The sequence below is a fragment of the Peptoclostridium sp. AF21-18 genome, from assembly GCF_003478825.1.
Lineage (GTDB): Bacteria > Bacillota > Clostridia > Peptostreptococcales > Peptostreptococcaceae > Peptacetobacter.
Genome location: NZ_QUGE01000003.1, coordinates 122958 through 140381 on the forward strand (window position 1 = coordinate 122958; position 17424 = coordinate 140381).

Below are 17424 nucleotides of genomic sequence, written 5' to 3' on the forward strand. Positions count from 1 at the left end.
CCCTTTTAAAAAAGACTTAAACAGAAATAAATAAAAATGATAAAAGATATCAAATAATAATATGTTATATGTGATTAAAAAAAACAAAAATAAGATCTAAAAAACAAAAAAAAATAATATTCGATACGTTTCGAATTATATGGAAAACATTTTTTCTAGATATTTTAGAGTGTTATACGAAGTTTATTTTGACGTTTTAGGTTTACATAAGTTCTGTAAGGGTATATAATAGAAAAGTTAGTATTTAGATTAGAGACGGAAAGGAATTATTTATGGAAATAAAAAGATTTGAAGATTTAGACATAAATCAGAATATAAAGAAAGCAATAGCTGAAATGGGGTTTGAAGAGCCATCTCCAATACAGGCAAAGTCAATACCAGTAATATTAGAAGGTAAAGATGTAATAGGACAGGCACAGACAGGTACAGGTAAAACTGCAGCCTTCTCAATCCCTATACTTGAAAAGATAGATCCAAATGATAGATCACTTCAGGCTATAGTACTTTGTCCTACAAGAGAGCTTGCTATACAGGTATCTCAGGAAATAAGAAAACTTGCAAAATACATGCAGGGAATAAAAACTCTTCCTATATATGGAGGACAGCCTATAGATAGACAGATAAAGGCTTTAAAAGGCGGTGTACAGGTTATAATCGGTACTCCAGGACGTACTATAGACCATATAAAAAGAAAAACAATAAAACCAGAAAATGTTAAGATGGTCGTACTTGATGAAGCAGATGAAATGCTAGACATGGGATTCAGAGAAGATATAGAAACTATTCTAGAAAATGTTCCAGAAGAAAGACAGACTACATTCTTCTCAGCTACTATGCCAAAAGCAATACTTGAGCTTACTAAAAAATATCAGAACGAACCAGAACATATAAAAGTTGTTAGAAAAGAATTAACTGTTGAAAATATAAAACAGTACTACATAGAAACAAGATCTTCTAATAAAATAGAAGTTTTATCAAGATTAATAGATGTTTACAATCCAAAGCTTTCTGTAGTTTTCTGTAATACAAAAAAAGGTGCGGACGAACTTGTAGGTGAATTACAGGGTAGAGGATACTTTGCAGATGCATTACATGGAGATTTAAAACAGGTACAGAGAGATATCGTAATGGATAAATTCAGAAATGGTACTATAGACATACTAGTTGCTACAGACGTTGCAGCTAGAGGTATAGATGTTGATGATGTTGAATGCGTATTCAACTTCGATTTACCACAGGACGAAGAGTACTATGTTCATAGAATAGGTAGAACTGGTAGAGCAGGTAGAGAAGGTCTTTCATTCTCATTCGTATACGGAAGAGATATGAGAAAAATGAAAGATATAGAAAGATACACTAAATCAAAACTTGAAAAACATTCAATACCTACGGTAGGCGATGTTGAAGAGAAAAAGGTTGGAGCATTCTTTGAAGAAGTTAAGAGAGTTGCCAACGAAGGAAAACTTGCTAAACAGATACAGTGGTTAGAAAACTTCTGTGAAAATGAAGATGTAGATTATTCAATGGTTGATATAGCTGCAGCACTTCTTAAATTAGCTATGGGTGAAGAAGAAAAAGAAGAAATAGTAGAAGAAAAACCTAAGAAAAATAGAAGAAGAGAAGAATCTTCAGGTGCCAAAGATGGTATGGTAAGATTATTCATAAATGTTGGTAAAAAACAGAGAGTACAGGCTAAGGATATACTTGGTGCAATAGCTGGTGAAGCTGGAATACCAGGAAAAACAATAGGTACTATAGATATATATGACAAATTTACATTTGTTGAAGTTCCTAAGAAAAAAGCAAAAACAGTAATAGAAAAAATGAAAAATAAAAAAATAAAAGGAAACAAATTAAACATAGAAAAAGCTAATAAAAAGAAAAAATAATTAGCAATTAAAAAATTACGATAAATAAAAAAGAAAAATAAAAAACTTATATCAAAATATTAACATTAAAAAAGCTGTTGCAAATCGTGCAACAGCTTTTTATTTTTTTATTTATTTTTAAAAAAAATTAGTTACCTACTCCAGTATTATCGCCGGTATTACCACCATTATCAGGAGCATTATTTCCTCCATTGTTATTATTGGCATTATTATCTCCAGCGTTGTTATCAGAAGGATTATTATTGTTGTTACTATTATTGTTATTATCATTATTTTCAGAGTTTCCGTTATTTCCTCCGCCAGAGTTACCACCAGCATTACCAGTTGTATTATTCTGATTTTCAGCAGCAGTATCTTCTTTCTTTTCTGTAGAAGGAGCTGTAGTTACTCTAGTAGCGCTAGTACCATCGATAAATGCGGCATTAGAACCAGAAGATGATGCTCCTCCATCCTGAAGATTTATTTTAGTGAAGTATATTCCTTCTGGCTTATCAAAGTCTTTTTTCTCTAAATTCCGGTGAATTTTAGTCATTATTTTCTGCCAAAGTAGAACAGAAGAAGTACTTCCTCCACCTATATTTCTAGTTTTAACTATTTTACCTTCAGCATCTCTTACACCTGCGTCGTCAGCTATATATGTAGCACCAACATAGTAAGGTGTATATCCAACAAACCAAGCTTCTTTAGAGCTGTTTGTTGTACCTGTTTTACCAGCTGTAGGCATTCCATTTGGAAGAGCTGCTTTTTTAGCAATACCTTCATTTATAACAGCTTTTAACATGTCTGTCATAACATATGCGACCTGAGGATCGACAACTCTTTTCTTTTCTGGATTGCTATCTACAATTGACTGGTGGTCAAATGATTCTATACTAGTAAATATTGTAGGCTCTATATATTGACCTCCATTAGCTAATGCACCATAAGCAGTCGCCATTTCAAGTGGAGATATACCATAAGTTAAACCTCCAAGTGTAAGTGCAGGGAAACGTCTATCTGTATTATTAGAATCTGTAGTAGCTTTATTATCTGCAAGTGATGTTATACCAAAGTTTTTAAGGTAATCTATCATAACATCAACACAGTCGTCATATGAATCACCAAGAAGCTCAGCAACTTTAACTGCGACTGTATTAGAAGATTTAGCTAAACCTAATCTTAAACTCATAGAACCAGCACCAGCAGTAGTAGTTTTTGGATTCCATTTTCTATTTTCTTCGAATCTATATCCACCTCTGGCATCACTAAAAGCAGTTGCCTGTGTAATAGACATAGTATCTATTGCAGGAGTGTATATTGCAAGAGGTTTTATAGTAGAACCAGGCTGTCTAGGAGTAGTAGCTCTATTTAGAGTCTTTCTACCAGAGATATTTCTACCACCTACAAGCCCTTTTATCTGACCATTTCTATAGTCGATTATTACTGTAGCTGACTGAGGCTGAAGAACGCCATCAGGACCTACAATATTTCCAGGGAAGTTATTTGTATTTTTGTATTCAGCTTCAATAGCTTCTTGGATTTTAGGGTCTATTGTAGTATTTATTATAAGACCGCCATTGTAGTACATATTTTCAGCTTCTTCTCTAGTATTACCCTGATCTATAAGTGCAGAAATAACTTTGCTTTCTATTAAATCTTCTACAGAGTTAGAAACCTTATTAGATTCTTCAGGTAATTTTATAACTATTTCTTCAGCTAAAGCTTCAGTATATTCCTTCTGAGTAATGTACCCTAATTCTTTCATTTTAGCAAGAACAGTTTCCTGTCTTTCTTTAGCGTCTGGGTTATTTACAGCTTTTCTTATAACGATAGATGCTGTTTTAGCCTGTTTGTAAGTTCCTTCGTTTATAAGCCCCCATTCGTATAATTTATCTACCATTTTTAACTCAGCTTCAGTAGGTTCATCAAAGTCATCATCTTCAGTATTTACAAAAGTAAGTATACGATGGTCTAAATCTTCTTTTGTTTCAGTTCCATCTAACTTAGCACTCTTATAAGCTGAGTATTTTGAAGGGTTTTTAGTTGAACCAGCAAGAAGCGCAGATTCAGCTAAAGTAAGATCTTTTGCAGATTTATCAAAATATCCTCTAGCTCCGGCCTCGGCACCAGCTAAACCTTTACCAACGAAAAAGTTGTTTAAATATAACTCAAGTATATCGTCTTTTTTGAGCTTTTTATCCATCTCAATAGCGTAATACATATCTTTTATTTTACGAGACATTGTTTGTTCAGTACTAGTTAAAAGCATTTTAGATACCTGCATAGTTATAGTAGAACCACCCTGTCTTTTACCAAATAGTCTCATAACAACAGATCTTACCAGACCTTTAGGATCGACACCTCCATGCTGATAGAAACGCTCATCTTCTATAGATACTATAGCTTCTTTAAGATAAGGAGACATCTGTGACAGTGGAACAGGGGTCTTCTTATTTACACTAGGTGCAGTAGACATTTTTTCTCCATTTGAGTATAAAAGTGTAGTAGTTACATAAGTTCTTTTGTTTAAATCGGCAAGTGTAACAGGTTTGACATCTCTAAGTGATGAGAATATTAACCCACCAGCAGCTGCACCCAATACAACAAATAGAACTAGGCATGTCATACCAAATAACTTGACCTTAGAAACCTTTCTTTTTCTCTTACTAGATGGAACTCTTCTTTTTCTTTTTACATTTGAAGAAGATGAATTCCTAACACTTCTAGATGAACCGCTAGAACCTCTACTATTATTTGAAGAAGAGCTACTACTGCTAGCTCTAGTAGCAGAAGAATTTCTAACAGACGTCTTTGAAGAAGAACTTGAAGAAGAGGCCTTTCTCCTTCTTATTTTATTATCACTATTATTGTCGTTTTTCATAAGTAGTGTACCTCCTTATTCTAAGACATTATTATAACACAAATATAAAATGTTGGGTATTCTTACAGAAAAACAAATAAAGTGTGTGGAAGTCTTGAAATAAAGCGAAAAAAAATATATTATAATGTAAGTCGGCAATTATTGCTTACAATTATATGTGAATATAAAAATTGATATAAAAAATAAAAAAGTATTTAGAGGAGGAAAAATGTTAGTAGTTGAAAATGTTAGCCATGGATTTGGCGCTAGGGTAATACTTGAAAACGTATCATTCAGAATAAGAAAAGGTGAGCATATAGCACTAGTAGGTGCTAATGGTGAAGGAAAGTCGAGCTTCCTTAATATAATAACTAAAAAATTAATGCCAGATGCAGGTAATATAAAATGGTCATCAAGGGTTACAGTTGGTTATTTAGATCAGCACACAGTACTTGGAAAAGGAAAAACAATAAGAGAAGTTTTAAGAGAGGCATTCCAGCATATGTTCGACTTAGAGCAGGAAATGCTACAGATGTACGAAAAAATGGGAGATGCATCTGATGAAGAAATGGCTGCACTTATGGAAGATACTGCTGAAATACAGACAATACTTGAACATAGTGGATTCTATACAATAGATGCAAAAATACAGGAGGTTGCAAATGGACTAGGACTTGGAGAAATAGGACTAGACAGAGATGTAACTGACCTTAGTGGTGGACAGAGAACAAAAGTACTTTTAACTAAGTTACTTCTTGAAAACCCAACAATATTAATATTAGACGAGCCTACAAACTACTTAGATGAAGAGCACATAGTATGGCTTACTAGATATCTACAGGAATACGAAAATGCATTCGTACTAGTTTCTCACGACATAAGCTTCATAAATGATACTTGTAACGTTGTTTACCACCTTGAAAATGGTGAATTAAACAGATACAAAGGAAACTACGATGAATTTGAAAGATTAAATGAAATCAAGAAAAGACAGGAAGAACAGGCTTACGAAAAACAGGTTAAAGAAAGAGAAAAACTTGAAGATTTCATAGCAAGAAACAAAGCTAGAGTTGCAACAAGAGGTATGGCAAACTCAAGACAGAAACAGCTTGATAAAATGGAAATACTTGAAAGACCAAAGGAAAAAATAAAACCTACTTTCAACTTTAGAAATGCTAGAGCTGCAGGAAAGATAATATTTGAAACTAAAGATCTTGTACTAGGATATAATGAGCCACTTACAAAACCACTTAACTTCCAGCTTGAAAGAGGTAAAAAAATAGCATTAAAAGGTATGAATGGTATAGGTAAATCTACACTTCTAAAAACTCTTTTAGGTATGATAAAACCATATGACGGTGAAGTTAAACTAGGTGACTATCTAGAGGTAGGTTACTTTGAACAGGAAAGTTCAACAGAAAATAACAATACCGCTATGGATGAAATATGGCAGGAATATCCAGGTCTTACAAACTATGAAGTAAGACAGGCACTTGCAAAATGTGGATTAACTAATGAGCATATAACTAGCTTAGTAAGAGTACTTAGTGGGGGAGAAGCAGCAAAAGTTAGATTATGTAAGATAATGCTAAAAGACATAAACTTCCTAGTACTTGACGAACCTACTAACCACCTTGATGTGGATGCTAAGGAAGAGCTTAAAAAAGCAATAAAAGAATTCAAGGGAACAGTGCTTTTAGTATCTCATGAACCAGAATTCTACATGGACTTTGTAGATGATGTATGGAATATAGAGGACTTCACTACAAAAATAGTTTAATAAAAAATATAATAACATAAAATAAATAGATATAAATAAACTAACTAAAACCTGGGTGATAATATGAAAAATATATTTATGTATATATGCTCCTTTTTAGTAACTATATCGATAATCTCTGTAGCTGCGGTAACAGCACTTAATTTTAAAGAAGTATACTATTTAGATATAAAAAGACTTGATATTCCTGCTATGTCTGGATACACAGAGCAAGAAATAATAGAGAACTACAACTATCTAATAGATTATAATACTAGCTTTGATGATGAGGAGTTTGAATTACCGAGTATGAGATTTTCAAAAGAAGGAAAAATTCACTTTGAAGAGGTTAGAAATATTTTTCATTCGCTGTACTACATAATGGTAATTGGCTTATTTGCATTTATAGTAATTATTTATGAGGCATTTAAGGGTAGAACTAAACCACTAAAAAACGTATTGAGGATGTTGATAATTCTTCCTGTTATTGTGGCAATACCTATGCTTGTAGTATTTGATAAGGTATTTGTACTTTTCCACAAGATAATGTTTAGAAATGATTACTGGATATTTGATCCAGTACTAGATCCAGTAATAAACATACTTCCAGAGGAATTTTTCTATCACGAAGCTCTACTTATAGTCAGCTTAGTTGTGATTATGTGGATAGCATTACTTATAGCATATAGGATTTTTTCTGATAGAACTGAAAAATAGGGATAAATTTAGTAAAAATACAAAAATTGTTGATAAAAATTATGGGATTGTTGCAAAAACGCAACAGTCCCATTTTTATATATTTACAAAAGTAAAAACAAAAATTTATTTTTTTCTTGCAAGTTCAGATATTTCACTGAATTTTTTCATTATATAATCGAAATTCTTTTTATTGTGTGGCAACATACAGTTGCTACAGTCCTTTATTCCTTTTTCTGTGTATTTAAAATTTCCACCGCAGTTTTCTCCAAGTGCATAAAGTGGACAGTAGCAGAAAAGACAGTTAAACTCATCAGGTTTGTCTGTCTTATGGCATGGGAAAAATTCACAATTCTTGTGGCAGAAAAACTTATAATTTTCGCTCATAATATCCTCCTAATTAATTTATAAGATAATAATTATTATAGATTTAAAGTTTGATAATTTACAACGCTATTTTATAAATTTGTTGACATTTTATACTATCATAATATATACTTATCTTAATTTTGAAAATGGAAGGAGGCTTACGAATGTTCATTTTTGTACGCTAATAAACAACAAAAGTCGGTTTACCGCTCTACTCTGTAGGGATTTTTTGTCGTGCGTACATATGCTACACGTAAGTCAGATATTATATGATTATTGATTTTGTAGTACTATATTAGATAATTTAGTATACAAGAGTATCATATTTTTTAGCGTGTCTTTTATGATGCAGGTAAATATCCTTTGTGGAGCATTTACCTGCTTTTTTGTTGTCAAAAATTACAATAAAAATAAAGGATAAAATTTACATAGCTAATTTAAAAATTAGACTAAAAGAGGAGGTAAATAATGGCTAAAAAAGAAACTGTAACTAAAGAAGATTTATTAAATATTATTGATTTATTAGAAACTACTAAAATTACGTATTGGATTGATGGTGGTTGGGGAGTTGATTTATTATTGGGTAAACAAACAAGAGATCATAGAGATATAGATATTAATTTTGATGCAAAATTTACAGATGAATTAATAGAATTTCTTTTAAGTAAAGGATACAAAATAGATACAGATTGGCTTCCAGCTAGAATGGAGTTATATAGTGAAAAATATGGATATTTAGACATACATCCATTTATTTTAAATGAAGATGGAACGTCAAAACAAGCTGATTTAGAAGGTGGTTGGTATGAATTTGAAAAAGATTATTTTAGTAGTGTAAACTTTGAAAATAGAATAATCCCATGTATATCTTTAAAAGGACAACTTATTTTTCATTCAGGATATGAATTGAGGGAAAAAGATATACACGATATAGATATTCTTAAAAGTTTATAATATATATTATATAAAGCTTAATATATATTTATATGGAGATTATAAATATAGTAGTAATAATTTTTTTAGGATATAATATAATTAAATTTAATTATTTGCTAAAAGAATAAACAAAGATAATTAAGGAGGAAATTATGACGACTGAATTAGATATAAATTTACATGAACAGGTAGTTGAAAGAGCACTTCTTGTTGGAATGAACATAACTACTGTATCAAAAAGAATAGATGATATAGACATAAATGATTCTATGGAGGAATTAAAAGAACTAGCAAAGGCAGCAGGTGCGGAGGTAGTTGGATCTGTAATACAGAATAGACCTGCTGTAGACGCTGCTTACTATATAGGAAAAGGGAAGGTTGAAGAGATAAAAGGATATTGTGAAGGTCTTGATGCGACATTAATAATATTCAATGATGAATTATCTGGTGCCCAGACTAGAAATATAGAAGACCTTACAGGAATAAAAACTATAGACAGAACAACTCTAATCCTTGATATATTTGCACAGAGAGCTAAGAGTAAAGAAGGTAAACTTCAGGTAGAATTAGCTCAGTTAAAATATAGACTACCAAGACTTTATGGAATGGGTGGATCTATGAGTAGAACTGGTGCAGGTATAGGTACAAGAGGACCAGGGGAACAGAAGCTTGAAATAGACAAAAGACACATATTAAATAGAGCTGCGGATATAAGAGCAGAACTAAAACTAGTTAAGAAAAATAGGGAAACTCAGAGAAATCAGAGAAAGAAATCTAATATACCTATAGTGGCATTAGTTGGATATACAAATGCTGGTAAATCAACACTACTAAACGAACTTATAAAAACTCATAAAGACTACGAATGTGAAAAAGAGGTATTTGTAAAAGATATGCTTTTTGCAACACTAGATGTAACTTTAAGAAAAGCAGTACTTCCAAATAAAAGAGACTTTTTAGTAGTTGATACTGTTGGGTTTGTAAGTAAGCTACCACATGATTTAGTAGATGCATTTAAATCTACACTAGAAGAAGTTAATTATGCAGATTTAATACTACATGTAATAGATGCTACAAATGAGAGCTACGAAATTCAGAAAAAGACTACAGAAAAAGTATTAAAAGAACTTGGAGCAGACGATAAAAAGACTATACTTGTGTACAATAAAGTGGATAAACTAGAACTTGATATATATCCAAAGAATCAGGATGATGTTGTATATATATCTGCAAAACAGGGAATAAATATGGACAAACTGCTTAATATGATAGAAAAAGCAGTTATGGAAAATACTTATGATGTAGAGCTTTTAATTCCTTATGATAGAGGAGATATATTCAGCAAATGCAAAGATAAGTACAATATAGATGAATTTGAATATCTTGGAGAGGGAACTAAGTTTAGAGTTGCACTTGATGAGGAAGACTTTGGAAAATATAAAGAATACATTGTTGAAAAATAAATTTATTTTAGATTGGGATGATTAGATGGAGATAAGCTGGGAAAATATTGATGAGCTTGAGGATTATCAGATAACCTATCTTTTGTATAAAGAATCTTTAAACGTGAATCAGATTGCAAAGGTTAGAAATCTATCTCCTCAAGACATAGCCGATCATTTAATAAAAATTCAAATTGAAAAAAGAGAAGAAGACAGAAAAAAGGATACACTTGAACTATATCTAACATTAAATAAAGAGGAAAGGCTAGAGTATTTGGAGCAGCTAGACTCAGATGAGTTAACGTATTTTAAGCGAAAAATACTCAGACTTATCCCTATTGAAAAAGATATAAGAAATCTTATGATTTTGGCATGGACTGCTGGAGAAATGAGAGATACAGAGTTTTTAGATTTTTTAGAAGGACTTGTAAATCATGAAAATGAGGATATGAAAAAAGTAGCAAATACAGCTATAAAAAAAATAAAAAATAAATCAAAAGAATCCAATAAAAGTGAAAAAGATAAAAAGCTTGAAGAAAATAAACCGATTAATCTAAATGAAAAAAATTTTGATAACAATACTCAAAAAGACGATGAATTACAAAGTTTTTTAGGTTTAGATAAAAATAAAAGACTTGATTTTTTAGATAGATTAAAACCGGAAAAAATGATATACTTTAAGAGAAAGGTGTACAAACGTATTCTTACAGAATATAACACAGATGACTTAATTGTTCTGATTTGGACAACTGGAGAATTAAAGGATGAAAACTTCTTAAAAATCCTACATAATCTCACTGAGCATAGAAATTCCGACGTCAGAAGAATTACATATTCTGCAATCAGAAAGATTGGTTCACCAAAGAGTCGAGAGGTTTTAGAACTAGGGCTTCTTGATTCAAATCCACAGACTAGACAGTACTGTGCGAAGGCTCTTTTAAAAGTTGGTAATAGACACAGTCTAAATATATTGAGAAATCTATATAGAGCAAGACAAGGTGTCGAAAAAGATTATGTACTTCGTGCATATAGAGAAGCGATAATCGAGTTAGAAAAGTCAGTTTAAGTTCTGACAATTATATTTTTCAAATCATACGCAGGTGCGTATATTTATAGGAGGGATTCGATATGATAGTAAGACGTTGTGCAGGTGGTGTGGTATTCCACGCAAATCAGGTGTTATTAGTGAAAAATGACAGAGGTGAATGGACTCTTCCAAAAGGAAAAATATCTGGAATGTACATGGCTCAGGAAAGCGCTATAGCAAGAGTAAAAGATGAAACTGGTATAGATGCTAAATTACTAGATATAGCTGGAGATACTATATATGAGTTCTTCTCAAGAAGTAGACAGCAGAGAGTTTGTAATGCCATAAACTGGTTTATAATGGACGCTCCTAACACAGAATGCAAAATAAGTTCTGAATTTTTAGAAGGCGGATTCTACAAAGTTAAAGATGCTCTTGAAATGTTAAATCATAACAAAGAAAAATCTTTAGTTGAAATCTCATACAAAAAATATAAAGAAGTAAAGAAAATAGCAGACTAATCATATCTAACCGAAAGGCTGATATCAACTTTGAAGCGGAAAACTACCACGCAGTTGCGTGGTAGTTTTTTTATGCGTTCACATATTTATAAAACTAATATATAATAAAATATAGTAGTTAAATATAAAAAAGAGGAGATGTTTCAAAATGGAATATATAAAATCAGGAAACACAATAGCAGTTCGCATAGACTATGATGAAGAGGTAATGGAAAAGTTAACAGAACTTTGTAAAAAAGAAAATATTACTTCAGCAGCAGTTTCTGGAATAGGTGCTACAAAATTAGCAGAATTAGGATTATATAATATAGAAACAAAAGAGTATAAAGTAACTTCTTATACTGGACTTTATGAAGTTGGTTCATTTATGGGTAATATAACTCAGAAAGATGGAGAACCATATTTACATATGCATATAACTATAGGTGATCCAGAAAAAAATGAGGTGCATAGTGGCCACTTAAATAAAGCAGTCATAGGTGCTACAAGTGAAATATTTGTAACTGTATTTGATAAAAAAATAGGTCGTCAGCTTGATGAAAAAACAGGAATAAATATTTTTGAATTTGAAAAATAAGAATTTGAAAGGGGATTTCTATGAATTCGTATAGAACTATCTACGAATATGGATGTGATGAATTCACAGAAGAGAGATCGAGATTTATAGGATATGCAAAACCTATAAATAGTGAGGAAGAAGCTGTTGAATTTGTCGACGAAATAAAGAAAAAGCATAAAGATGCAACTCATAATGTATGGGCTTATACAGTAGGACCTACTATGAATATTCAGAGATACAGCGATGACGGAGAACCACAGGGAACAGCTGGAATACCAGCACTTGAGGTTATTAAAAAAGAAGATTTAAGAGATGTTGTAGTTGTAATAACTAGATATTTTGGTGGAATCAAGCTAGGAGCAGGCGGACTTGTAAGAGCATATACAAGAGGAGCAAAAATAGGTTTAGAAGCAGGAAAAATAATTGATAGAATATGGTATCAAGAAGTTAAAATAAAAGTAGACTACAATCAGATAGGTAGAGTTCAGAATGAAATAATGAACTTAGGATATTTTGTAAAAGATACTATATATCTTGAAGATGTAGAATTTATAATATATTCTAAACCTGAAGATACACAAAAGCTTACAGATAGAATAACTGATATAACAAATGGTACAGCAAATATTTCATTTGGTGAGGAATTCTATTTAAGTGAAAATAATGGAGAAATAATACTTGATTAATGGGGGAAAAAATGAGTACTAGAGCAGAACAGATTGAAAAAACAGTAGAATGGTTACAGGACAAAGTAAAAGAAGCACATGCTAGAGGATTAATAGTTGGTGTATCTGGTGGTATAGACTCTGCAGTTGTGGCATATCTTATTAAAAAAGCATGCCCAAATGATTCTATGGGTGTAATAATGAGTATAAAATCAAATCCAGCAGATAGAGTAGATGCTATGAAAGTTATAGATGGATGTGGAATAGAATACATGGATCTTGAATTAGCAGAACCACACAAATTAATATTAGATACAGTGACAGATAATCTAAAAGAAAAAGGATTATTTAAAGAAGAATATCTAAGAATGACTGATGCTAATCTTAGAGCTAGAATAAGAATGAGTACAATATATACAATAGCAAATGATTTAGGATATCTAGTTGTAGGAACAGACAATGCAGCAGAACTTCACACTGGATACTTTACTAAACATGGAGATGGTGGTGTTGATATACTTCCACTTGCAAATCTTACAAAGGGTGAAGTATTTGAATGGGCTAAAGAATTAGGAATACACGAAGATCTAATAAATAAAGCTCCATCAGCTGGACTATGGGAAGGGCAGACTGACGAAAATGAAATGGGAACTACATACAAATATATAGATGCTGTTTTAGAAGGCAGAAGAGATGAAGTTCCAGCAGAACATCTTGAAATAATAGACAGACTACACAGAAATAGTGAACACAAAAGACATACTGCTGCAAAACCACCTAAATTCTAATTTACTATTGCAAAAATTTATGATAGAATTTTAAGGTGAGTAAATAACAGAAGGAGTGGAATTATGGGACGTATAGGAAACATAATAAATAGAAAAGGAAAACAGGATGCTCAGAGAGCAAAAGTATTTACAAAACATGCTAGAGCAATAGCAGTTGCTGCTAAAGATGGTGGAGGAGATCCAGAATACAATGCAGCTTTAAAAACAGCTATAGAAAAAGCTAAAGCTGACAACATGCCTAATGATAATATAGATAGAGCTATAGCAAAAGGTACAGGTGCTGGAAACTCTGAAAGCTACGAAACAATAGTATACGAAGGATATGGACCAGGTGGGGTTGCAGTAATAGTTAACGCACTTACTGACAACAAAAATAGAACAGCTGGTAACATAAGATACTACTTCGATAAAAATGGTGGTAACTTAGGTACTTCAGGATGCGTATCTTTCATGTTCGATAGAAAAGGACAGATATTAGTTGCAGCTGAAGATGGTGTAAGCGAAGAAGAATTAATGGATGCAGCTTTAGAAGCTGGAGCAGAAGATTTCATAGTTGAAGAAGATGGATTCGAAGTAATAACTGAACCTAATGACTTCGCAGCAGTTAGAGATGCATTAAAAGAAGCTGGATATGAATTTATATCAGCTGACGTTAAAATGATACCTCAGACAACTACTGCATTAACAGAAGATGGTCAGTGCAATGCTATGGAAAAATTAATAAACATGCTTGAAGATGATGACGATGTTCAGGACGTTTACCACAACTGGGAAATAACTGAATAATTTAAAGACTATTTTAAAGAGATGTTGCAGAAAATTTCTGTTTGCATCTCTTTTTTTATTAAAAAAATAAATTATAGTAATAAAAAATAGATATAATAATATGCTGAAAACGATTGACAAAATAAAAAACTTATATTACAATAAAAAAAGATTCAGTAGGATGGTAATTGTTAAATCAAGCTAGACCTATTTACATATATAGAAAATAATATTCTTTTAATAAAAAAGAAATGCTAATTTTTCTACATATGTAAATAGGTCTTTTTTGTTAAAAAAAAAGCAAATCTTATCGAAAGGAGAGATTTAAATGATTATAGATAGAGTTTTAAATAACAATGTAGTTATTATAAAAGATGAAAATGGAATAGAACAAGTTGTATGTGGCAAGGGAATAGCTTTTAAGAAAAAAAGTGGAGATTTTGTAGATGAAAAAGAAGTAAATAAAGTATTTATTTTAAAGGATAAAGTTAAGAATAAAAGATTCCAGGAAATAGTATCAGATATACCTCTTCCATATTTAGAAGTAGCTGATGAGATAATAGATATGATTAAACTTGAATCTGGTAAAAAAATAAGTGACACAATATATATTTCTTTAAGTGACCATATTCATATGGCTGTAAATAGATTTTTAGATGGTATTACAATAAAAAATTATATGATTTGGGATATCAAGAGATTTTATCCAGAAGAGTTTCAACTTGCATTAAAAGCACTGAATATAATCAATGAAAAACTGCATGTATCTCTACCAGAAGATGAGGCAGGATTTATAACACTGCATATAGTGAATGCAGGTATGGAAAATGATGATATGCATCAAACTATTGAAATAACAAAGATAATGCAGGAAATATCAAATATAGTGAAATATCATTTTTCAGTAGAATTTGATACAGATTCTGTATATTATTATAGATTTATAACACATTTAAAATTCTTTGCACAGAGATTGCTTTCAGACAAAATAATAAAGGATACAGATGAGGATGATCTATTAGATATTGTAAAAGTTAAATATGCATCTTCATACGCTTGTGTTGAAAGAATTACAGAGTTTATATCACGTAAATACAAATATGAATTATCAAAGGAAGAACAGTTATACCTTACTATTCATATAGAGCGTGTTATATATAAAAGTCAAAATGAAGAGTAAAAAATAAATTCAAACAGGTGACTTTATTTTGACAAAGGATGGTAACATTAAGTTGGCTAAACCTTCAGATAAGTTTTTATACTTAAGACGGAGGAGAAAAAATGAAAAACTACACAAAATTAGCAGCAGACATAATAGAAAATGTCGGCGGAAAAGAAAACATTGAGAGTTTAACACATTGTGTTACTCGTCTAAGATTCAAATTAAAAGATGAATCAAAAGCAAATGATGAAGTACTAAAAAATATGGATGGAGTTGTTACAGTTGTAAAATCAAAATCTATAGATCAGTATATGGTTGTAATAGGTGAACATGTAACAGATGTATACAACGAAGTTCTAAAACAGCTTGGAATGAGTCCAGATGCTATTGTTGATAATAGCAAGTCAGACAAAAAGAAACAGAGTTTATTAAACAGAGCTCTAAATGTTATATCTGGAGGGATTGGACCAGTACTAAATCTTCTATGCGCTTGCGGGATTATAAAAGGTTTAACAGTTGTACTAACTATATTAGGAATTAGTCCAGAATCTGGACCATATATGTTATTAAATGCAGCGGGAGATTGTTTCTTCTACTTCCTACCATTAATGTTAGGATACAACTTAGCTAAAAAATTCGAAATAGACCCATTCTTTGGATTAATACTAGCAGCTGCTATGTGTTATCCAACTATACAGAATGTAGATTTAAACTTCTTTGGGCATAATATAAATACTACTTATACATCAACATTTATGCCAATTCTATTTGGTCTATTATTTGCAGCACCTTTATATAAATTTATAGATAGAAATATGCCTAAAATGGTAAAAGGATTTATGACTCCTTTACTAACATTATTAATAAGTTTCCCAATAACTTTCATAATAATAGGGCCAGCAGCTAATTTAATAGGTACAGGATTAAATGTAACTCTTACTTCTATATGTGACTTCTCTCCATTAATAGCAGGAATAATAATGGGTGGATTATGGCAGGTATTTGTTATGTTTGGAATACATGGTGTTCTAACAGTTGTAGCATTTATGGATCTAGTTGCAGGAAATCCAAGCCAGATGCTAGCACTTTCATACCCAGCTACATTTGCTACAGTAGGTACAGTATTAGCAGTTTATCTAAAAACTAAAAATATTAAATTAAAAGAAGTATCATTACCAGCATTTATATCAGCTATATTTGGTGTAACTGAGCCAGCTACATATGCGGTAACACTACCAAGAAAGAAAATATTTGTAGTTAACTGTATAGGTGGTGCAGTAGGTGGTATAATCGTAGCTTTAATGGGAATAAAAATGTATTCTTATGCAGGGATGGGTGTTATAGGTTTATTAGGATTTATAAGTCCAACTGATGCAAATCTAATAGGAATAGCTATGATGGTTGTTATACCTCTTCTAGTTTCATTAGTATTAGGAATGGCAATATACAAAGACTCAGATTACGATTACTTAGAAGGAAATAACTCTGGTAAAACAGATGCAAATAAAAAAGAGAAAACAGATGAAGAAAAAATAGTAAATATTAAAGAAACAATATTAATGCCTATGGATGGAACTATAAAGCCATTATCAGAATCAGAAGATGATGCTTTTGCAAGTGAAGCACTTGGAAAAGGATGTGTAATAGTTCCAGATAATGGTGAAGTTTGCTCTCCAGTTAATGGTGAAATAAAAACTATTTTCCCAACTAAACATGCTATAGGAATATTAAGTGATGATGGTTGTGAAATATTAATACATATAGGGATAAATACAGTATCTCTAGAAGGAAAATATTTTGAATCTCATGTAAAAGCAGGAGATAAGGTAGAAGCAGGACAGCTATTAGTTTCTTTTGAAAAAGAAAATATAGAAAAAGAAGGATATTCTTGTGAAATACCTGTAATAATAACTAATACATTTGATTATTTAGACGTTTTAGAAATAGATAATGAGCATCACAAAAAAGGTGAAGCTATGTTAAAAATAGTGAAATAAGGAGCGTGAA

At 31.4% G+C, this 17424-nt stretch carries 15 protein-coding genes; 13 read left to right on the forward strand and 2 right to left on the reverse strand.

What is annotated here, in order from left to right:
* Positions 1-272 precede the first annotated feature (272 nt).
* A complete protein-coding gene (locus DWX74_RS02880; protein ID WP_118548632.1) occupies positions 273-1889 on the forward strand; it encodes a DEAD/DEAH box helicase in 1617 nt (538 codons plus the stop codon).
* Between the two features lie 127 nt (positions 1890-2016).
* Here DWX74_RS02880 and DWX74_RS02885 read toward each other — a convergent pair whose 3' ends face one another.
* Positions 2017-4749, reverse strand: a complete 2733-nt coding sequence (locus DWX74_RS02885) for a transglycosylase domain-containing protein (protein ID WP_286164164.1) — start codon at positions 4747-4749, stop codon at positions 2017-2019.
* A 208-nt stretch (positions 4750-4957) separates the two neighbouring features.
* Between DWX74_RS02885 and DWX74_RS02890 the strand changes: the two genes are divergently transcribed.
* Together DWX74_RS02890 and DWX74_RS02895 are read left to right on the forward strand one after the other, a co-directional pair.
* Positions 4958-6508 carry an ABC-F family ATP-binding cassette domain-containing protein gene (locus DWX74_RS02890; protein WP_006440719.1) on the forward strand — a complete coding sequence of 517 codons (1551 nt, stop codon included), beginning with the start codon at positions 4958-4960 and terminating at the stop codon, positions 6506-6508.
* A gap of 63 nt (positions 6509-6571) precedes the next feature.
* Positions 6572-7204, forward strand: coding sequence for a TIGR01906 family membrane protein (locus tag DWX74_RS02895; protein ID WP_118548633.1), 633 nt, complete (start codon positions 6572-6574; stop codon positions 7202-7204).
* Between the two features lie 105 nt (positions 7205-7309).
* Here the strand turns inward: DWX74_RS02895 and DWX74_RS02900 are convergent, their stop codons facing one another.
* Positions 7310-7570, reverse strand: coding sequence for a cysteine-rich small domain-containing protein (locus DWX74_RS02900; protein ID WP_118548634.1), 261 nt, complete (start codon positions 7568-7570; stop codon positions 7310-7312).
* Positions 7571-8020: 450 nt separating this feature from the next.
* Here DWX74_RS02900 and DWX74_RS02905 point away from each other — a divergent pair, with 450 nt between their 5' ends.
* From DWX74_RS02905 to DWX74_RS02950, 10 genes are all read left to right on the forward strand, one after another.
* Positions 8021-8506 (forward strand): nucleotidyltransferase domain-containing protein, encoded by a 486-nt coding sequence (locus DWX74_RS02905; protein WP_118548635.1) that lies wholly within the window; start codon positions 8021-8023, stop codon positions 8504-8506.
* Between the two features lie 134 nt (positions 8507-8640).
* Positions 8641-9951, forward strand: coding sequence for a GTPase HflX (gene hflX, locus DWX74_RS02910; protein ID WP_118548636.1), 1311 nt, complete (start codon positions 8641-8643; stop codon positions 9949-9951).
* Positions 9952-9976: 25 nt separating this feature from the next.
* Entirely contained in the window at positions 9977-10996 is a 1020-nt protein-coding gene (locus tag DWX74_RS02915) for a HEAT repeat domain-containing protein (protein WP_118548637.1), read from the forward strand.
* 62 nt (positions 10997-11058) lie between these two features.
* A complete protein-coding gene (locus DWX74_RS02920) occupies positions 11059-11478 on the forward strand; it encodes an NUDIX domain-containing protein (RefSeq protein ID WP_006440724.1) in 420 nt (139 codons plus the stop codon).
* 148 nt (positions 11479-11626) lie between these two features.
* Positions 11627-12055, forward strand: coding sequence for a PPC domain-containing DNA-binding protein (locus DWX74_RS02925; protein ID WP_006440725.1), 429 nt, complete (start codon positions 11627-11629; stop codon positions 12053-12055).
* Positions 12056-12075: 20 nt separating this feature from the next.
* Positions 12076-12723: a YigZ family protein gene (locus DWX74_RS02930; protein WP_118548638.1), complete on the forward strand. Its 648-nt coding sequence runs from the start codon at positions 12076-12078 to the stop codon at positions 12721-12723.
* A gap of 11 nt (positions 12724-12734) precedes the next feature.
* The gene (gene nadE, locus DWX74_RS02935; protein WP_040410655.1) at positions 12735-13490 is read left to right on the forward strand and encodes an NAD(+) synthase; all 756 of its coding nucleotides are present in this window, start codon (positions 12735-12737) and stop codon (positions 13488-13490) included.
* A gap of 63 nt (positions 13491-13553) precedes the next feature.
* A complete protein-coding gene (locus DWX74_RS02940) occupies positions 13554-14276 on the forward strand; it encodes a YebC/PmpR family DNA-binding transcriptional regulator (RefSeq protein ID WP_118548639.1) in 723 nt (240 codons plus the stop codon).
* A 307-nt stretch (positions 14277-14583) separates the two neighbouring features.
* Entirely contained in the window at positions 14584-15435 is an 852-nt protein-coding gene (gene licT / locus DWX74_RS02945; protein ID WP_118548640.1) for a BglG family transcription antiterminator LicT, read from the forward strand.
* A 101-nt stretch (positions 15436-15536) separates the two neighbouring features.
* The gene (locus DWX74_RS02950; protein WP_118548641.1) at positions 15537-17414 is read left to right on the forward strand and encodes a beta-glucoside-specific PTS transporter subunit IIABC; all 1878 of its coding nucleotides are present in this window, start codon (positions 15537-15539) and stop codon (positions 17412-17414) included.
* The last annotated feature ends 10 nt before the right edge of the window (positions 17415-17424 follow it).